Origin of the sequence: Xanthomonas cannabis pv. cannabis (assembly GCF_000802365.1) — a bacterium.
Lineage (GTDB): Bacteria > Pseudomonadota > Gammaproteobacteria > Xanthomonadales > Xanthomonadaceae > Xanthomonas > Xanthomonas cannabis.
Genome location: NZ_JSZE01000049.1, coordinates 1 through 18710 on the forward strand (window position 1 = coordinate 1; position 18710 = coordinate 18710).

Genomic DNA, 18710 nt, shown 5'->3' on the forward strand with positions numbered 1-18710 from the left:
CTCGATCGAGCGCCAGAAGTCCACCAGCGGTGCGGACTGGGCGATGTGTTCGGCCACGTCGTGCAGCAGCACGGCCAACCCGTCCGGGCGGTCGGCCAGGTCGGCGGCCAGCCGCTCCAGGCCATCGAGCCCGCGCGCCATCAGCGCGGTCATCAGCGCCACGCGGTCCGGGAAATTTCGGTACAGGGTGGCGCGGCCAAGGCCGGCACGCTCCACCACCAGCTCCAGCGGGGCATTGACGCCGTGTTCGCTGAACACTTCGTCGGCGGCATCGAGAATCTGCCGGCGGCGCAGCGCGGCATCAGGGCGGGAAGTCATCATGCCGGCATTATCGGACAGATTTGTCCGGTAATGCCAGAGCCCGCTTGCTTGAGCGCCGCCCTCCCCGACCGACGGTCGCAGTGGGCGGCCAGCTTGGGTCTTCGGAGTGGGCCATCGGAGCCGATGGTCCACTCGGCCAACCGGATCAGCCGGTGTTCTGTACGCCTTGCGAGACGCCGTTGACGCAGGCCACCAGCGCGCGCAGCAATGCGTCGTCTTCGCCATCGGTGGCCCGCCAGCGTTGCAGCAGGTCCACCTGCAGCACGCTGATCGGGTCGATGTAGGGGTTGCGCAGGCGGATCGACAGCGCCAGCCGGGGGTCGTGCTGCAACAGCGATTGCTGTTGCAGCAGCGCCTTGACCCAGCCCTTGGTCAGGGCCAGCTCGTCGCGAATCTGCGGGAAAAAGCGCTCGTGCAGATCACCCGACAGCCGCGAGAACAACTCGGCGATATTCAGATCGCCCTTGGACAACACCATGGCGATGTCGTCCAGGAAGGTGCGGAAGAACGGCCAGTCCTGCGCCATCTCGCGCAAGCTGTCTTCATGCCCCGCATCCACTGCCGCCTGCAGGCCGCTGCCCACGCCGTACCACCCCGGGATCACCGCACGCGCCTGGCTCCAGGCAAACACCCATGGAATCGCGCGCAGGTTGGACAACGCCGCATCCTGGCCCAGCCGCCGCGACGGACGCGAGCCCAGCGTCATGCGCTCGATCACGTCGATCGGTGTGGCCAGGCGGAAGTACTGCATGAAGTCCGGCGCGCCGACGAAGGCGCGATAGGCCACGGTGCTGCGTTCGGCCACCAGGTCCATCACCGGGCGCCAGCGCTCCTCGCGCGGCTCGGGCGCACGCGGGCGCAGGCTGGACAGCAACACCGCGCCGGTCATCTGTTCCAGCGAGCGCAGCGCCAATGCACGGATGCCGTACTTGCGGTGGATCACCTCGCCCTGCTCGGTGACGCGCAGGCGGCCATCCACGCTGCCGCGCGGTGCGGCATCCAGCGCGCGGCTGGTCTTGCCGCCACCGCGGGCAATCGAACCGCCGCGGCCGTGGAAGAAGGTCAGCCGGACGCCCAGCTCGGTGGCCGCTTCCAGCAGCTCCACCTGCGCGCGCTGCAGACCCCAGCGCGAGGCGGCGATGCCACCATCCTTGCCGCTGTCCGAATAGCCCAGCATCACCATCTGCGTATCGCCGCGCGCGGCCAGGTGCTGGCGATACACCGGGTCGGCCAGCAGGTCCTGCACGGTGCCGGTGCCGCCACGCAGATCGTCCACGGTTTCGAACAGCGGCACGATGTCCAGCGGCACCGCGCCCGCGTCGTCGACCAGGCCGCCGCGGCGCGCCAATGCGAGCACGGTGAGCACGTCGGCGCGGTTGTGCGCCATCGAAATGATGTAGCTGCCCAGCGCATCGGCGCCGTGGCGCGTGCGCGCATCGGCGAGCGCGGCAAACACTGCGTCCAGACGCGCATTGCCTTCGTCGGCCACGCGCGGCAATGCCTGTTCGCCGGACGCGTACGGGCCGAGCAAGCCAGCGCGCTGCCTGGCGTCCTGTTCGTCCCACTCTGCCTGGCCCAGGGCGTCGGCCACCGCGCGCGCATGCACGCTCGATTCCTGGCGCACATCCAGCCGCGCCAGATGAAACCCGAAACTGCGTACGCGCCACAACAGGCGCCGCACGGCGAACCAACCGGCATGCAGGCCCTTGTTGGCCTGCAGGCTGTCCAGGATCAGTTGCAGGTCGTGTTCGAGTTCCGACGGCGCGGTGTAGGCGCCGGCGGCATCGTCCAGCGTTGCCTGCAGGCGCGCGCGCATCAGGTCGTTGAGCAGGCGGTACGGCATGTCGCCGTGGCGCGGGCGCGAACGTGCAGCGTCTTCGGGGAGCAGCGCGCGGTAGCGTTCCAGCTGCGCAGTGAGTTCCGGGCTGACCTGCACCAGCGTGGTCGACTGGCTGAGCAGGCTGGCCAGTTGCCAGAGTTCCTTCTGGTAGCGGTCCAGCACCGCGCGGCGCTGCGCATCCAGGGTGCCGGCAATGGTGGTGGCATCCACGTTCGGGTTGCCATCCATGTCGCCGCCCACCCAGGTACCGAAGCGCAGCAGACGCGGCAGCGTTGGCACACTGCCGTAGGTTTCTTCGATGGCGTGTTCGAGCGTTTCGTACATCACCGGCACCACCCGGTAGAGCACCTGGGTGAGGTAAAAGCCCACGTGCTCGCGCTCGTCGTCCACGGTGGGGCGCACCGGCGAGGAATCGGCGGTCTGCCACGAGGCAGTCAAGGCCATGCGGAAGCGCGCGGCATCGCTGGCGCGTTCGTTGGGCGTGCGCATGCCGTCCAGGTTGTCGACCAGGCTGGCGACCATCAGCTGTTCTTTTTCCAGCAGCGCGCGCCGCACCGCCTCGGTGGGGTGCGCGGTAAACACCGGCTCCACATCGATGCGTGGCAACCACTGGCTCAGCTCTTCCAGGGTCACGCCCTGCGCCTTGAGCCGGCGCATGGCATCGTGCAGGCCATCGGGCTGCGGGGTGTCGGTGCCGCTACGCTGGTATTCGCGGCGGCGGCGGATGCGATGCACGCGCTCGGCGATGTTGACCACCTGGAAATAGGTGCTGAAGGCGCGCACCAGCGCTTCAGCTTCACGCGGTTCGCGGCCGGTGAGTTGTTCGCTCAAGGTGGATGGCGGAGCATCGCTTTCGCGGCGCGAGATCGCCGTGGTGCGCACGCGTTCGACTTCATCGAGGAATTCCGCAGACACCTGCTCGGCGAGCAGATCACCCACCAGTGCGCCGAGCCGACGTACGTCGTCGCGCAAGGGAAGATCGGGGGTAGCGAACACAAGACTGCTGCGGTACTCGTTCATCGGAAACGCACACCCTCTTCAAGCGCAAAGTCGTCGAAGACTAACCCAAAAGGATTAGATGATCGCGACCGGCACGACGGTTTCAACACCAACCATCGTGTGCTGGCGCACGTGGCGATGAATCTCGTAGGAGCGCGCTCGCGCGTGATGCGGCGTTCCCGGTAATGCCCCACCGCGGGCAGGCCCGCTCCTACAGGTGATTGCGGCACCCATCTATGCGGCTCGGCAGCCGTTGCCGGCAGCGCATCAGCCACATCCTCATCTGCTGTAGGAGCGCACCCGGGCGCGACGAAGCTTCATCGGGAACGCCGCATCGCGCGCGAGCGCGCTCCTACCGGTGCCAGCGCACCACCGATCACCGCGTGCGCGTAGCGCCGGTCTCCTGCACCGGCTCGCCGACATTGGTCTTCAACCACTGCTCGCTCTCGGCCAGCATCTGCATGATCGATTGCCGTGCGCGGTAGGCGTGCGATTCGTTGGGCAGCAGCACCAGCCGCGCGTTGCCGCCCAGGCCCTTGATCGCGGCGAACATGCGCTCGCTCTGGATCGGGAAGGTGCCGGTGTTGTTGTCGTCCTGGCCGTGGATCAGCAGCAGCGGGTCCTTGATCTTGTCGGCGTAGTTGAACGGCGACATCGCCTGGTACACCGGTTGCGCCTGCCAGTAGTTGCGCTCTTCGGCCTGGAACCCGAACGGGGTGAGCGTGCGGTTGTAGGCGCCGCTGCGCGCGATGCCGGCCTTGAACAGGCGCGTATGCGCGAGCAGGTTGGCGGTCATGAAGGCGCCATAGGAATGCCCGCCGATGGCGATGTGCTGCCGGTCGGTGACGCCACGTCGGACCACTTCGTCCACGGCCGCCTGCGCATCGGCGATGAGCTGCGGCACATAGGTGTCGTTGGGTTCGGCATCGCCTTCGCCCACGATCGGCATGGTCGGGTTATTGAGCACCACATAGCCGATCGCCAGAAATGCCTGAGGCCCCCAGTAGCTGATGGCATTGAAGCGGTACGGCGAGTCGGTGACCTGGCTGGCGGTGTCGGCGCTTTTGAATTCGCCCGGGTAGGCCCACATCAGCAGCGGCCGCGGGCCGTCGCGCTTGGGGTCATAGCCGGGCGGCAGCAACAGCGTGGCGGTGAGGTCCACCCCATCGGCGCGCTTGTAGCGGATCTGCTCCTTCTGCACACCACGCAGCTGCGGCAGCGGGTGCGCGAAATGCGTCAATGCACGCGGTGCGGCTGCGCCATCGCCAAGCGTCTGCACGACATAGTTGGCCGGCTCCTCCGGCGATTCTCGGCTGAGCAGCAATTGGGTGGCCTGTGCGTCCAGCAACGCCAATGGTGCGGAATAGGTCGGCGCCTGCGAATGGAACAGGCGCGTGGCCTGTTTGCTGCGCAGATCGAACCGGTCCACGAACGGACGGTCGCCTTCCGGCGAGGCGCCCTTGCCGAGCAGGAACAGGCTGTTGCCGTCTGCACTGGTCTGCAGCAAGGTGCGGCCCTTGCCATCGGGCGCTGTCGCCGGTGTGCCCGGGTCCTTGTAGCGGTCCTGCGAGGAGCGGTCCCACAGCAGGTCGGGCGCGCGTTGCGGTTGATCCGGTGCGATACGCCACTGCTTGGTGCGGCGGGTCTTCCACCAGCTCTCGCTCACGATCGCCAGATCGCCGCGGCCCCATTGAATGCCGTCAAAACGGCTCTCCAGCTGTGCCAGCGTCACCGGTGCACGGTTGAACGGTGCGGCCTGCATCCGCACCGCATCGCGGATGGTGCTCTCGCGTGCCGGGTCGCCGCCGTCCTGCGCTTCGGCCCACACCAAGGTGGCCGGCGCATCGTGCCGCCAGGCGATGTCGCGCACGCCGGTGGGCACGGCGTCATTGCCGGTCGGCAGGCCTTCGACCAACGGCAGCTGCGCGATCTGGCGCACCAGCTTGCCCTGCAGGTCCAGCACCTCGATGCGGCGCGGGAAATTGTCGGCCGGCACCAGATACGAAAACGGCCGCTCAGCGCGTTCGCTCAGGATGTAACGGCCATCCGGCGACACCGACAGGTTGAGATGGATGCCGGGCGCGGCGATCGGGCGGACCTGCCCGCTCAGCGTGACGATGATTGGCTGGCCAGTGGCGTAGTACTCGAACACGCGCGCATCGGCCTCGTTGCGCAACAGGTCCTGATAGGTGGGTAGCGAGCGCACCCCGGCAGCGGCGCTGGTTTGCTGGATCGCCGGGCCGGCCGGTGTCGCATCGCGGGTCGGCGGCGCGCCCTGCCCGGCCACCTGTTGTTGCAGCAGCAGCCCGCTGCCATCGGGCAGCCAGCGCAGTTCGTCATCGACGGTGGTATTCAGGCCGGTGACCAGACGCCGCGCCTGCCCGGCGGCCACGTCCACCAGCCACAGTTCGTTGGCGCCACTGCTCGCGTCCTCGCGGCGGAACGCCAGATAGCGCTGATCCGGCGACCAGCTCAACGTGGCCAGCGACAGCGGCGACGGCAGTCCGGCGATCTGCCGCTCACCACCATCGGCCACCGACAACAGCCACAACTTGCTGGCAAAGGAGAACCGGCTGGCGGCAAAGGTCTTCGGGTGGATGCGCAGGCCGGCCAGCTTCAACTCGGGCTGGGCCACCTCGGCGATGTCCGGCAGTGCCGGCAACTGCAGCATCGCGGCCAGGTCGCGTTTGGGCGAGAGCTGCAGCAACGGTGGGCGCGGTGCGTCCACCACCGCCTGCAGCGCCTTGGACGGCAGCTGGTACGCGCTGCCTGCTGCAGCGCCTGGTTGCGTCACTGTTGCGCCGGCCGCCAGGCCGGCCGCCATCGCCAACACCGGCGCGCTCAATGCCAGCGCCCCTGCCAGCGCCCATGTGTGCTGCCGCCAACCTTGCGCATGCGGTTTCTCCTGCATTGCCCGTCCCCGGTGATGATCGACCTGCGACCATAGCAGCCGCCTGTCGGCCGCTCCCCTGCCGTTGGTTGGGGGTCATGCCACTTCAAACCGGCCAATTCATGCCGGAGGGGGGTGCTGCCGATATAATCAGCGCTCTCGTCGAGGGGCGCTGCGACCGGTAGGGCGGACTGATCCGCTCACTGCACCACAAGGTGCAGGCAATACGGCCAGGCTCGACCAGCAGTTACCGTTCAACGGCGCCCGGAATTGCAGACATTCGTTTGCCTACCGGAGCCATTGCATGAACGCTGTCACAAAGATTACCCCGCACGCCGATTACAAGATTGCCGACATCTCCCTGGCCGATTGGGGCCGCAAGGAACTGGACATCGCCGAGCACGAAATGCCGGGCCTGATGTCGATCCGCCGCAAGCATGCGCAGACCAAGCCGCTGAAGGATGTGCGCATCACCGGCTCGCTGCACATGACCATCCAGACCGCGGTGCTGATCGAAACGCTCAAGGACATCGGCGCCAACGTGCGCTGGGCCTCGTGCAACATCTTCTCCACCCAGGACCATGCCGCCGCCGCGATCGCCGCCACCGGCACGCCCGTGTTCGCCTGGAAGGGCGAGACGCTGGAAGAGTATTGGGACTGCACCCTGGACGCGCTGACCTTCACCCTGCCCGACGGCACCCTCACCGGCCCGGAGCTGGTAGTGGACGACGGCGGCGACGTCACCCTGCTGATCCACAAGGGCTATGAGCTCGAAAACGGCAGCACCTGGGTCGACGAGCCGGCGTCTTCGCACGAAGAGAGCGTGATCAAGGCGCTGCTCAAGCGCGTGGCCGTGGAGCGCCCGGGTTACTGGGGCCGCGTGGTCAAAGACTGGAAGGGCGTCTCCGAAGAGACCACCACCGGCGTGCACCGCCTGTACCAGATCGCCGAAGCCGGCAAGCTGCTGATCCCGGCCATCAACGTCAACGACTCGGTCACCAAGAGCAAGTTCGACAACCTGTACGGTTGCCGCGAGTCGCTGGCCGATGGCCTCAAGCGCGCGATGGACGTGATGCTGGCCGGCAAGGTCGCCGTGGTCTGCGGCTACGGCGACGTGGGCAAGGGCAGCGCCGCCTCGCTGCGCGCCTATGGCGCCCGCGTGGTGGTCACCGAAATCGACCCGATCTGCGCCCTGCAGGCGTCGATGGAAGGCTTCGAGGTCAACACCATCGAATCCACCCTGGGCCGTGGCGACATCTATGTCACCACCACCGGCAACAAGGACATCATCACCGTCGAGCACCTGCAGGCCATGAAGGACCAGGCCATCGTGTGCAACATCGGCCACTTCGACAACGAGATTCAGGTCGATGCGCTGAATGCACTCAAGGGCGTGGAGAAGATCAACATCAAGCCGCAGGTGGACAAGTATGTGTTCCCCAACGGCAACGCGATCTTCCTGCTGGCCGACGGCCGCCTGGTCAACCTGGGCTGCGCCACCGGCCACCCGAGCTTCGTGATGTCCAACTCGTTCGCCAACCAGACCCTGGCCCAGATCGACCTGTGGGAAAAGCGCGACAGCTACGAGAAGAAGGTCTACATCCTGCCCAAGCACCTGGATGAAGAAGTCGCCCGCCTGCACCTGGAAAAGATCGGCGTCAAGCTGACCACCCTGACCAAGGACCAGGCCGATTACCTCGGCGTGCCGGTGGAAGGCCCGTTCAAGCCGGATCATTACCGCTACTGACCCATCGGCAAACCATCGCCATGCGTAAACGGGCGCCGCGAGGCGCCCGTTTTTTTTTAAGTGCTCAGCGCGTAAGCGCGCCTCGAACGGTGCTACTGGCTAATCATGCACCGAGGGAAGCCGCGCAACGCAGCGCCTGGCACGAGGTCGAGCATGCAGAAGAGAGAGCCGAGGAGATCGTCAGCGCGTTCGACATGCTGGCAGGTATTCCGTTGGTCGGCCGCCCAGTGCATGGAGACAAGCGCGAACCGGTGATGGGCTGCGGCTCGCACGGGTATGTTGCGTTATATCGCTACGTGGACGTGACCGACACGGTGTGTCGTGATCGCGAACTGCGCGCAACGCGAGGCGTGCTATGCACACGATGCTCGAAACGCCGCGGCGCGATCATGATCAGGCTCACGGCCGCCAGTTCGCATTGGCTTCCCAGAACGCCACGCTGCGCCGGTAGGCCGCGCGATCCAGCGGCACGCCGGAGCCTCCTTCATCCACGCCCAATGCATTACGCAACATGGTAATCGGCGCCATCGGGATGTCTGCGGGCTCGGCGGTGTACAGACAGCCGACCACACCCCAGTCCGCATCGATCGGCGCGCCTTCCTTGGCCAGCTGCTCGCGGCTGTACAGGATCGGCACCATGTACTGCGCAACCGGCGACTCGACGCCTTCGAACCAACGCACCAGCACGGGAAGTTCCTGCGTGTTGCGCGCTTCGTAGCCCGAGCGCAGCAGGTGCCGGTTGTCTGCGGTGATCGGCACTGTCAGGCAGCGCGTGCTGGTCCAGTTGCGGTGAATATGCAGCTGGCAGAACGGCGCGTAGCCTTCGATCACGCGCAACGGTGGGGCGTCATTGAGATGCTGGATGAACTGCTCGGGCGTGCAGTCCTGGATGGCATTGCGACGGCCATCGCGCGGAAATAGACGGGGACGGGCAAACGCGGTCAGAACGATGGACATGGCAGTGCGGGCAGCGGGAAGGCCGTCAAGGGTAACCCCTGCATGCGGTTCTCACGCGCAGGCTGGCGCTGGCAAACGGGCCGCGATGCACGGCATGCGTCGCTGCCGTTGAAGCGGGCTCACGGTTGCGCGCGTCGAGCGACAGGCCGCGTCGACGCCCGCTGCGGCGTCACCAGATCAGATCGTCCGGCACCTTGAACTGGCTGTAATAGTCATCGTCGCTGTCCGGTGCCGGCGAGCTGCCATTGCGGCCGTGATCCAGCACCACGGTTGCCGCATCGCGGCTGTAGACCTTCTCGGCGGCCGCACGCGGAATCAGCTCGAAGCCTTCGCCATGTCGCACGATCACCAGGGCGCCACTGGCAAGCTGGGTGCGCAAGGCGGGATTGACCAGCACGCTGCGGATGACGCTGCCATCGTTGAAGCGATAGTCGATCTCGCCCTCGCGCTTGACCTTGCTGGTCTCCACGATCTGCCGCACCTGGGCCAGCACTTCCTGTTTGCGCAGCTGCGCATTGCGCTCTTCGGCCAGTGCGCGATCGCGCTCGGCACGCTCGGCCTGCAGCCGTGCTGCATCCACCTTGTCGGTCTGCGCCGGCACCACCGCGCCACCCTTGGCATGGCGCTGCTTGACCTGCTCGCGCGCGACCTTGTCCACCTGGGATTTTTTGACCAGCCCGGCCTTGAGCAGCTGTTCTTGCAGTGGATTGCGCATGGGAGACGTCGGCAGTGAATTGGCCGCCAGTTTAGCGCGGCACGCGGAAGGCTCCCGTCGCAGCCCCTGCTGCCCCCTCCCGGCGAGCACGCCAGCCGGCCGCTGCGCCCGATGAAAGCATCGGCCGCACCACGGCATTGCCGCTGCCGGCGACAAGCCGTGCCCCAACGTCATGCCGCATCGCCTGCTCACGGCACCACTCACCAATGCGCGGCCTTGGGCAACTGGTCAGCAACTGCGCAGAAAGGGTGGCTGACCGCACGTGCAGTCCTGCGGCAAGCATGCCCGCTCGTGACCCGCGTACGGCCTGCATCCCCGATGATGATGGCGCCGGGCCTGGCGACACCTGCGCTGGTCGAGCCGGTCACCCAGCCGGTGATCTGCCACAGCAGATGCATTCGTCGCTGAAGCAGGCGCCGCGCCACCGCGTACCAGCGCGATCGCGGAGGGCTGGCAATTGTGCGACCCGGCACCCCGTTGCCGTCGAACCCTGCACGCAATTCGGCGGTTCACCGCATTGAATACGTATGCACAACCCCAATGTTGCGGCGCGATGCCCGCTTAGCATCACCGCGCGCTGCACGCCGTGCGCGCGCTTTCCGGAACAGGGGCCGGAGGCTTGAATGTGGGCATCGCCAGCTGCGCGGATGCTCGCTCCTACCGACTGGAGATCCACCCGATGCGCACCCTCATTGCTCCTGCTCCGCCTTCGCTCACGCAGCGATGCACCCGCCTGTTTCTGACGGCACTGGTTCTGCTGCTGACCAGTGCCAACGTGCAGGCCGATGTGATCCTGCACGCCTTCAACTGGCCATATGCCACCGTCGAAGCACGCGCCAAGCAGATCGCCGATGCAGGCTATCGCAAGGTGCTGGTGGCCCCTGCCTACCGTTCGCAAGGCAGTGCCTGGTGGGCGCGCTACCAGCCGCAGGATCTGCGCGTGATCGACGGGCCGCTCGGCGACACCGCGGCGTTTTCGCGCATGGTGCAGGCATTGGCCAACAACGGTGTGCAAACCTATGCCGACGTGGTGCTCAACCACATGGCCAACGAAGCGGCCACGCGTCCGGATCTGAACTACCCCGGCAGCGCGGTGTTGTCGCAGTACGCCGCCAATCCCGGCCGCTACGATTCGCTGCGCCTGTTCGGCACCTTGCAGTCCAATTTCCTGAGCGCCAGCGACTTCGGCCCGGCGCAATGCATCAGCAATTACAACGATGCCTACCAGGTGCGCAATTACCGCATCTGCGGCGGCGGCAGCGATCCGGGTCTGCCGGACCTGGTCGGCAATGATTGGGTGGTGCAGCAGCAGCGTGCCTATTTGCAGGCACTCAAGGGCCTGGGGGTGAGCGGCTTCCGCGTGGATGCAGCCAAGCACATGACCTTCGATCATCTCAACCGCGTGTTCGATGCAGGCATTCGCTCGGGCGTGTACGTGTTTGGCGAGGTCATCACCGGCGGCGGCAGCGGCAACGGCGATTACGACCAGTTCCTGGCGCCGTATCTGCAATCCACACCGCATGCGGCCTACGACTTCCCGTTGTTCAATGCGGTGCGCAATGCCTTCGCGGTCGGTGCGAGCATGCAGCAGCTGGTGGACCCCGCCACGTCGGGGCAGGCGTTGCCGGGCAACCGTGCGGTCACCTTCGCCATCACCCACGATATCCCCAACAACGCCGGCTTCCGCTACGCCATTCTCGACCCGGTGGACGAAACCCTGGCCTATGCCTATCTGATCGGACGCAATGGCGGCATGCCGATGGTGTACACCGACAACAACGAAAGTGGCGACAACCGCTGGGTCAACGCGTATCAGCGCGATGACCTGCGTCGCATGATCGGCTTTCACAACGGCGTACAGGGCACCGACATGCAGGTGCTGTCGTCCAGCGCCTGCCACATCCTGTTCCGCCGCGGCAGCCTCGGCATCGTGGGCATCAACAAGTGCGGCAACCCGGTCAACACCACGGTCGGCATGAACAACAGCGTGCTGTACTGGAATGCCGACTACGTGGATGCCCTGGGTTCGGGCAGCGTGGTGCGTATCTCCAGCGGCTCCTACACGTTCACGCTGCCGGCGCGGGGCGCGCGGATGTGGCGCCGCTGAGCCAAGCCGCAGACCGCGCACAGCGCCCGCTCCCACAACGCGCCCAGGTTATGTAAAGCAGACCTGGAAATCGTTGCGTGCATCAGGCCGTTGCAAGCAAACACCGCCTCCGCCGCCTTGCGCGCGCGGAGGCGTTTTGCATTCTGCAGCCTACGCTTGCTCCGCTCGGTCATGCGATGAGCGGTCTGGTCAGACATGCGCCAGGTCACGATCGCTACGAACTTCGCTGCAACATGAATTGATCGAAAAGACCAGGTCTTCGGACGCAACAAAACCCGCTGCCGGGTGGACCTACCTCGCAGCCCGATGCATGCCGATTCATCTGCCCACCCGGCGTGCAGACGGCCGACCGCGACGCGAGCGCGCCACCGTGGCAACGCACGCGATCTCGCACCCGAGGAGCAGAACCGGAGCAAGCCGATGCCTTTGTACTTCGTGCGTCACGGCGAGTCGCTCGCCAACGAACAGAACTATTTTGCCGGCGCGCAGAACTCGCCATTGACCCCGCTGGGGCGTCGCCAGGCGCGGCAGGCGGCCGAGGAGGTCAGGCGCCGTGGACTGCAGTTCGACCAGGTCCACGTCTCGACGCTGGAGCGCGCGCAGGCGACCGCGGCGATCATTCTCGACGGTGTGCCCGGGACGCCGCGGGTCATCTCCAGCGCGGCATTGGTGGAACGCGATTTCGGCATCTTCGCCGGCAAGAACAAGACCCTGATCAAGAAGTCGATCGGCCACCGGCTCTACGACGCCTGCTTCCATGACGCCCAAGGCGCGCCACCCGACGGCGAGCACTGGATGGACATGTACGCGCGTTGCAAGCAGTACTACGACACCGTGCTGGCGCCGCTGGACCGCCAGGGCAAGCAGGTGCTGGTGGTGGCGCACAAATACATCGTCGAGGTGTTCGCCCTGATCGCCTCCGGCCTACCGCCTGCCGACTACATCGACTTCCGGCTTCCCAACTCGCGGCCGCTGTCGTGGGACGAACTCAAACACATGACCGCGCGCAGCTCCTCGCGCTTGAACTACCTGGGCGAGCAAACCGAAATCCATTTACTGCAGTGGATGCTGATTGCCGCAGTGGCCGGCTTTGCGCTGTCGTGCCTGGGCGTGTCACTCCCGCATGGCATCAGCTCCGCCGCCATTGTGGCGCTGCTGGCCGCCAATGCGTTTTTTCTGTCGGTGCGTATCGAACCTGACGCGATGCGACTGACCCGCGGCCCGGAGAACGTCGCGCTCAGCGTCATCAGTGTGGGGCGCGCACTGATTGCGATGGTGCTGCTTACCCAGTTCGACAACGCGTGGATGCACGTCCTGGGCTTGTTGCTGATCGTGCCACCGGCACTTTCGGTGCCGACCTTTTCGCTGGCGCGCGGCGGCGACTATTTCTTTGCCGCGCGCTATACCCTGGTGCTGTCGATGCTGTTGCCGGTGGTGCTGTTGCTGCTGTTCCTGGATCACCGCGAGGTCCTGGGCAATGCGCATGCACTGGCGCGGTATTTCGTGGTGCTGCTACTTGCGCTGGCCTTGCCCTGCCTGCTGGCACAGGGCTGGCGGCGTGCGCGTCCGATCGCTGCGGGCAAGCTGGCAACCAACTGGGGCTGGGTCGGCTCACTGACGATGGTGCCGATGGCCTTGCTGGTCGCGCTACGCGCCGGTGGCCCCGCGTTGGCGGATGCATTGGAGCATGGCGGCTGGCGGTCCTGGGGCGCACTGCTGTTGCCGTTTGCGCTGCTGCTGACATGCCGGCTGGGCAGCGCGGCGTCCCTGTACCTGCATCAGCGCGTCACCGGCAAGCGCATCGGCGCGGCGATCCGCTCCGATATCCATCTGCTGCAGACATCGCCCAACATCTTTCTGTGGCTAAGCCTATTGCTGCCAGGCACCTTCGCGCATGCGCCCACGCTGGTGGCCGGCACGCTGCTGAGCTTCTTCGCCTTTGCGCTCCTGGATGAAACCTGGGTCGTGCGGCGCTTCCGTGCACAGATCAAGCCGGCGTTGCAGCAGCACCCTGCGCGCGCCACGACGGCGGCTTCGCTGCCCGGCACGCCAGGCGACGTCGCACTGGACGGCCGATGACACGGCCCGCCTCAGGCGCGGCGATCACTGCGCCCGGGGCGGTCATCACGATGAGCGCCATGTTCAATGAAGACAGCCATCGGCATCGTTGCGGATCGCTGCGGCCTGAAGTTACCAGGCGAACGGCGCGGTGACCTTGCGTGCACCGAGCAGGAACGCGTCGGCCACATGCACGAACGGTGCGACATCCACGTCCGAGTCGCCCGCGCGCACCAGCTGCACAAAACGCCGGTACAGCCCATCGTATTCACTGGATGCCGGCACTGCCTGCGGCTGCCCGTCGATGCTCAGCTTGGCGCCGCCTTCGCTGAGCATGAGCAGCCCCTGCGTGGTTTCCACCTCGATGTCCCAGCGCTGATGACCGGTCTGCAGGAAATCGAATTCCGCCGTCACCGGCACGCCGGAGGTATCGACGAAGGCGAGCCGGGCAGACAGCGGTGCCTGGCGGTTTTCCGGCGTCTGCAGTTCGGCCTCGCGCAGGGCGAAGGGGCGCGGCAGCAGATGCGTGACGATGGACAAGGCGTTGATGCCGGGATCGAACACGCCCATGCCGCCGGGTTCAAGAATCCAGTCCTGCCCAGGGTGCCAGTGGCGGATGTCTTCCTTCCAGGTGATGTGCGTCCGCACGATCTGCTTGTCGGCCAGCCACGCACGCGCAGGCTCCACGCCGGCCGCGTAGCGCGAATGCCAGCTGGTGAACAGGCTGCGCTGCGCATGCTGCGCCACAGTGCGCAGATCGTTGATCTCGGCGAGCGTGGCCGCCGGCGGCTTTTCCAGGAAGACATGCCGGCCAGCCGCCAACGCCGCTTGCGCCAACGCATGTCGCCCGACCGGCGGCGTGCACAACGCGACCGCTTCCAGCTCCGGATGCGCGGCAAACGCCTCATCCAGGGTTTGATACGCCGGTACGCCGTCGACCGTGCCATGCCGGCTTACCGTGGCCACCAACTGCACATCGGGGCGCGCGGCAATGGTCGGCACGTGTTGATCACGGGCGATCTTGCCGATCCCCACCAGGGCAATGCGCAATGCGTCTGGATGCTTCATCGAAACCTTCGTGCTGATAAGGAGAGCGGCGACACGATCGACTGATCGCGCACCATGGGCAGCGCAGCGGTAGGCCGCGTCCGCCAGCGCGATGCAGTGTACGGTCAGCGCGCAGCCCACCGCGAGACATCGCTCCTGCTTGTTTTGCTATACCTGCCCACGTCCGGCGATGGCGGCGTGCTTGCCATCCGGCGATGGCGACCTGCAAGCGCCGGCATTCCCGCGCCAGCCAGCGCCAGGGCTCGGTCCCGCGATTGACCTCACCGTCGAAGCAGCCCAGCATCGCCGCCGGCACGCCGATGTGCCGTCGTCACGGAAGGCCGCTTCGATGTTGCATCATGTTTCGCTGGGCGTTCGCGCAATCGAGGCATCTGTCGTGTTTTACGACGCCGTTCTGGGGGCGCTGGGCCACGTGCGGGTGTGGTCCGATCTGGAGCCGGGCACGCTCGACCAGGCCGTGGGCTACGGCAGACCCGGTGGCGAAGACAGCCTGGCATTGAAACAACGCCCGGCCACGCACTGCGCGCCGGGGGACGGCTTCCACCTGGCCTTTGCCGCGATCGATGCAGCAGCGGTGGATGCCTTTCACCGGGCAGCGCTGCAACACGGCGGCCGTTGCAACGGTGCACCCGGTCTGCGGCCGGATTACGGCAGCAGCTACTACGCCGCCTTTGTCATCGACCCCGACGGCCACCATCTGGAAGCGGTGCGAGCAGGCACGCGATAAACCGCCCGGCGCTGCGTCGTTGCATGAGCACCAGCACAGCAGCCTGGCCTACCGTCGCATCGCCAGGCTGCTGATCGCGTGCGCTCACATTTCCAGCACCACCTTGCCCAGGTGGCTGCCCTGCTCCAGATAGCGGTGCGCGGCGGCCGCCTCGCTGAGCGGGAACCGCTTGTCGATCAGCACGCGGATCTTGCCCTGTTCGATCCAGGGCCACACCACGCGTTCGACCTCTGCTGCGAGCCGCGCCTTTTCATCGGCATTGCGCGGGCGCAGGGTCGAGCCGGTCAGGATGGCCTGCTTGCGCATCAGCTGCGGGATCGGCACCTCGATGGTGGACCCGGCCTGCGAGGCGATATAGACGATGCGTCCGCGCGGGTTGAGCGCGTCGAGCGTCTGCGCAAAGACGGCCGCACCCACCATGTCGAGCGCCACATCCACCCCGGCGTGCGCCTTGGCCACGTCGACGAACGACTCACGGGTGGAGTCGATGGCGATATCGGCGCCCAGCTCGCGCGCCTGCGCCGCCTTGGCTGCCGAGCGTGCGGTGGCCAGCACGTGCGCACCGGCAGCCTTGGCCATCTGGATGGCGGTGACGCCGATTCCGGACGTCGCCCCATGCAGCAGCAGCCATTGGCCGGCTGCCAGCTGACCATGTTCGAATAGGTTGGTGTAGGCGGTGAAGATGGTCTCCGGCAGCGCGGCCGCCTGCACCAGATCCATGCCTGAAGGAATCGGCAGCACATGGCGCGCATCGACCGCGGCGTATTGCGCGTACCCGCCGCCGCCCAGCAAGGCGCAGACACGGTCGCCGACCTTCCAGCGACCGGCGGGCTCCACGATCTCGCCGGCAACTTCCAGGCCCAGCGTTTCCGGCGCGCCCGGCGGCGGCGGATAGTGGCCGGCGCGTTGCAGCAGGTCGGGCCGGTTGATGCCGGCGGCATGCACGCGGATCAGCACTTGCCCCGGTGCCGCACGCGGGCGCGGTTGCTCGGTGGCGTACAGCGCATCGGCGTCGCCCTTGCCATCGCGGATGGCGATGGCGGTCATCGTGGTGTCGCTCATGCGGGCGCTCCGTTGAGGGGCGCCCAGTGTAGGCAGGCAGACGTCAACGTGCGGCGCAGATGCCGCATGTTGCATCGCGCGCCTGCCAGCAGCAGACGCGCGTGGCAGCGTTCATTCCTCGCCGGGGACCACGTCCTGATTGATGTACTGGCGGATCGCCTCGAACACCTTGGAAGTACCGTCGTCCTGGCCCGACGGCAGACGCGCGGCAAAGTCGCTCAGCAACTTGTTGCCATCCACGCCGGGCTGCTCGGCCAGCGCCAGCGCCAGATCGCCGACGCTACGCGCCAGTGCAACCCAGATGCGGCCCAACGATTCGGCGATTACGTCCATTTCTTCTTGCATGTTGCGCTCCGGTCAAGTGGCGTGGGGTGCCTGAGCTTACCGCGTGCAACGTAGATCGAGACAAGCGCGCAGAAGCAGGCTCGGCCCTTCCAGCCGCTGCACCTTTTGGCTGCCTGCACGGCGCGCAGATGCGGTGCCCAGCATCATGCGCCACCAGATATGCATTCATCGCGATGAAGCGATAGTATGCCGGCACGATCCGCAGAAGCCGCCGCGATGACGCATCTCAGTTTCGAGTTCTATCCGCCCAAGACCGACGACCAGCGCGCGCAGCTGGACCGCACCGCGACCAGGTTGAAAGGCTACGCGCCGGAATATGTCTCGTGCACCTTCGGTGCCGGCGGCTCCACGCTCAGCTACACCTCCGAGACGGTGCGCCATCTCAAGCAGAAGCACGGATTCGAAGCGGCGCCGCACCTGTCCTGCGTCGGCGGCAGCCGCCAGGAGATCCGCGAACTGCTCAAGTTGTATCGCGCCATCGGCTGCACCCGCATCGTGGCGCTGCGCGGCGACCTGCCCTCGGGCATGGGCCATCCCGGCGACCTGCGCTACGCCTCGGACCTGATCGCCTTCATCCGCGCCGAGCACGGCGATGCCTTCCGGATCGAAGTGGGCGCCTATCCGGAAACCCATCCGCAGGCGGCCGATGCGCTGAGCGATCTGCGCTATTTCAAGGCCAAGGTGGATGCCGGCGCGGATGCGGCCATCACCCAGTATTTCTACAACGCCGATGCCTACTTCCATTTCCGCGATGCGGTACAGCGCATGGGCGTGGCGATCCCGATCATTCCCGGCATCATGCCGATCTCCAATTTTTCGCAATTGCGGCGCTTTTCCGAGCAGTGCGGCGCGGAGATTCCGCGCTGGATCGGCAAGAAGATGCAGTCCTATGGCGACGATGCCGACGCGGTGCGTGCCTTCGGTGCGGAAGTGGTGGCCACGTTGTGCCAGCGCCTGATCGCCGGCGGCGCGCCGGCGCTGCACTTCTACACGCTCAACCTGGCCAAGCCGACCACCCAGGTGCTGCAGCTGCTCGGTCGCTGATCGCAGCAGCGCACCTGGCCACGGGCAACGCGCCGCACGTGCGCTACCTCACCGCCGGCTCGCACTTGCTGCGCACGGCGCAAGTCGGCAACCCGCATACCTGCCACATCGGGGACTGTCAGCAAGTCCACCACGCAGGCGTGGCCGGCGGCACCAGACCTGGAGGGCCATGAATCCTGGTGTTTGTCGCCAGCTCACACGTGGCCGGCTACGCTGCGTGGATGCCTCGCATCCCGCCCATGCTGTTGCTGCTGCTTGGCCTGTCTGCCGCTACCGGCGTGCAGGCACAGGAGATCCGTCGCTGCGTCACGCCGGACGGGCAGACCATGTTCACCGACCGCCGCTGCGAAGATGTCGGCGCTGCGGAGCGCGCGCCGCCGCCCACGCGCACACAGGGCAACACCGGCCTGTATCGCTACGGCTGCCCGCGCCGGCTGAGCGAGCTGGTGTCATTGCTGCAACTGGCGGTGGACAGCCGCGACGTCAATCGGCTCTCCAGCCTCTACCTGTGGAGCGGCCAGTCCGACGCCGCTGCCAACCAAGTGCTGAGCCGGCTGGAAGCGATCGTGCAACGCCCATTGCTGGACATCGTGCCGATGTACCCGCAACGCGATCCGCCGACCTGGGAAGCCGATGCCGGCACGGCAGCGGCGCCATCCCTGGACGGCAGCGCCATCGACGCCCCACTCCCGGCACCGCCAAGCCGCCCGCGGCCCTGGGGCCTGCGCCTGGAACAGAACCTCGCCAGCGGCGCGCCGGCAAGCAGCGTGTTGCGGCTGCGCCGGCAGTACAACTGCTTCTGGGTGACGTTTTAGCGCAGCGCCCGGCGT

The 18710-nt window shown here is 66.5% G+C and carries 14 protein-coding genes and 1 riboswitch; of the genes, 6 read left to right on the forward strand and 8 right to left on the reverse strand.

Translation table 11 applies throughout. The annotated features are described in order from the left end of the window. From OZ10_RS10175 to OZ10_RS10185, 3 genes are all read right to left on the reverse strand, one after another. Positions 1–321, reverse strand: a 321-nt coding sequence (locus OZ10_RS10175; RefSeq protein WP_039564727.1) for a TetR/AcrR family transcriptional regulator, incomplete at its 3' end; no start/stop codon positions are given. A 145-nt stretch (positions 322–466) separates the two neighbouring features. Next, a complete protein-coding gene (gene ppc / locus OZ10_RS10180; protein WP_039404130.1) occupies positions 467–3181 on the reverse strand; it encodes a phosphoenolpyruvate carboxylase in 2715 nt (904 codons plus the stop codon). A 355-nt stretch (positions 3182–3536) separates the two neighbouring features. Continuing rightward, positions 3537–6071, reverse strand: a complete 2535-nt coding sequence (locus OZ10_RS10185) for a S9 family peptidase (RefSeq protein ID WP_052210012.1) — start codon at positions 6069–6071, stop codon at positions 3537–3539. A 137-nt stretch (positions 6072–6208) separates the two neighbouring features. Further along, positions 6209–6323, forward strand: a riboswitch (S-adenosyl-L-homocysteine riboswitch). 31 nt (positions 6324–6354) lie between these two features. Here OZ10_RS10185 and ahcY point away from each other — a divergent pair. Further along, positions 6355–7797 carry an adenosylhomocysteinase gene (gene ahcY / locus OZ10_RS10190; RefSeq protein ID WP_039564728.1) on the forward strand — a complete coding sequence of 481 codons (1443 nt, stop codon included), beginning with the start codon at positions 6355–6357 and terminating at the stop codon, positions 7795–7797. A 399-nt stretch (positions 7798–8196) separates the two neighbouring features. On the opposite strand, the gene OZ10_RS10195 is transcribed toward ahcY, so the two are convergent. Next, a complete protein-coding gene (locus tag OZ10_RS10195; protein WP_039564730.1) occupies positions 8197–8754 on the reverse strand; it encodes a DUF3228 family protein in 558 nt (185 codons plus the stop codon). A gap of 169 nt (positions 8755–8923) precedes the next feature. Then, positions 8924–9469: a DUF2058 domain-containing protein gene (locus OZ10_RS10200; RefSeq protein WP_039564731.1), complete on the reverse strand. Its 546-nt coding sequence runs from the start codon at positions 9467–9469 to the stop codon at positions 8924–8926. A gap of 679 nt (positions 9470–10148) precedes the next feature. Between OZ10_RS10200 and OZ10_RS10210 the strand changes: the two genes are divergently transcribed. After that, a complete protein-coding gene (locus tag OZ10_RS10210; RefSeq protein WP_039564752.1) occupies positions 10149–11576 on the forward strand; it encodes an alpha-amylase family protein in 1428 nt (475 codons plus the stop codon). 420 nt (positions 11577–11996) lie between these two features. Further along, complete coding sequence (locus OZ10_RS22855) at positions 11997–13655, forward strand: histidine phosphatase family protein (protein WP_236726970.1); 1659 nt, start codon at positions 11997–11999, stop codon at positions 13653–13655. Positions 13656–13766: 111 nt separating this feature from the next. On the opposite strand, the gene OZ10_RS10225 is transcribed toward OZ10_RS22855, so the two are convergent. Beyond that, positions 13767–14702: a Gfo/Idh/MocA family protein gene (locus tag OZ10_RS10225; RefSeq protein WP_039564732.1), complete on the reverse strand. Its 936-nt coding sequence runs from the start codon at positions 14700–14702 to the stop codon at positions 13767–13769. Between the two features lie 328 nt (positions 14703–15030). Here OZ10_RS10225 and OZ10_RS10230 point away from each other — a divergent pair, with 328 nt between their 5' ends. Beyond that, positions 15031–15429 carry a VOC family protein gene (locus OZ10_RS10230; protein WP_039404181.1) on the forward strand — a complete coding sequence of 133 codons (399 nt, stop codon included), beginning with the start codon at positions 15031–15033 and terminating at the stop codon, positions 15427–15429. An 84-nt stretch (positions 15430–15513) separates the two neighbouring features. Here OZ10_RS10230 and OZ10_RS10235 read toward each other — a convergent pair whose 3' ends face one another. Together OZ10_RS10235 and OZ10_RS10240 are read right to left on the reverse strand one after the other, a co-directional pair. After that, the gene (locus tag OZ10_RS10235; protein ID WP_039564733.1) at positions 15514–16491 is read right to left on the reverse strand and encodes an NAD(P)H-quinone oxidoreductase; all 978 of its coding nucleotides are present in this window, start codon (positions 16489–16491) and stop codon (positions 15514–15516) included. A gap of 111 nt (positions 16492–16602) precedes the next feature. Next, complete coding sequence (locus OZ10_RS10240; protein WP_039404144.1) at positions 16603–16836, reverse strand: hypothetical protein; 234 nt, start codon at positions 16834–16836, stop codon at positions 16603–16605. Positions 16837–17052: 216 nt separating this feature from the next. Between OZ10_RS10240 and metF the strand changes: the two genes are divergently transcribed. Together metF and OZ10_RS10250 are read left to right on the forward strand one after the other, a co-directional pair. Next, on the forward strand, positions 17053–17880 hold the full coding sequence (gene metF / locus OZ10_RS10245; RefSeq protein ID WP_039564735.1) for a methylenetetrahydrofolate reductase [NAD(P)H]: 828 nt from the start codon (positions 17053–17055) through the stop codon (positions 17878–17880). 179 nt (positions 17881–18059) lie between these two features. Beyond that, positions 18060–18695 (forward strand): hypothetical protein, encoded by a 636-nt coding sequence (locus OZ10_RS10250; protein WP_039564736.1) that lies wholly within the window; start codon positions 18060–18062, stop codon positions 18693–18695. The last annotated feature ends 15 nt before the right edge of the window (positions 18696–18710 follow it).

Coding starts and splice junctions, on each gene's coding strand:
- OZ10_RS10235 (WP_039564733.1), bottom strand. CDS start 16,491: ATGAGCGACACCACGATGACCGCCATCGCCATCCGCGATGGCAAGGGC.
- metF (WP_039564735.1), top strand. CDS start 17,053: ATGACGCATCTCAGTTTCGAGTTCTATCCGCCCAAGACCGACGACCAG.
- OZ10_RS10195 (WP_039564730.1), bottom strand. CDS start 8,754: ATGTCCATCGTTCTGACCGCGTTTGCCCGTCCCCGTCTATTTCCGCGC.
- ahcY (WP_039564728.1), top strand. CDS start 6,355: ATGAACGCTGTCACAAAGATTACCCCGCACGCCGATTACAAGATTGCC.
- ppc (WP_039404130.1), bottom strand. CDS start 3,181: ATGAACGAGTACCGCAGCAGTCTTGTGTTCGCTACCCCCGATCTTCCC.
- OZ10_RS10185 (WP_052210012.1), bottom strand. CDS start 6,071: ATGCAGGAGAAACCGCATGCGCAAGGTTGGCGGCAGCACACATGGGCG.
- OZ10_RS10240 (WP_039404144.1), bottom strand. CDS start 16,836: ATGCAAGAAGAAATGGACGTAATCGCCGAATCGTTGGGCCGCATCTGG.
- OZ10_RS10200 (WP_039564731.1), bottom strand. CDS start 9,469: ATGCGCAATCCACTGCAAGAACAGCTGCTCAAGGCCGGGCTGGTCAAA.
- OZ10_RS10230 (WP_039404181.1), top strand. CDS start 15,031: ATGTTGCATCATGTTTCGCTGGGCGTTCGCGCAATCGAGGCATCTGTC.
- OZ10_RS22855 (WP_236726970.1), top strand. CDS start 11,997: ATGCCTTTGTACTTCGTGCGTCACGGCGAGTCGCTCGCCAACGAACAG.
- OZ10_RS10225 (WP_039564732.1), bottom strand. CDS start 14,702: ATGAAGCATCCAGACGCATTGCGCATTGCCCTGGTGGGGATCGGCAAG.
- OZ10_RS10210 (WP_039564752.1), top strand. CDS start 10,149: ATGCGCACCCTCATTGCTCCTGCTCCGCCTTCGCTCACGCAGCGATGC.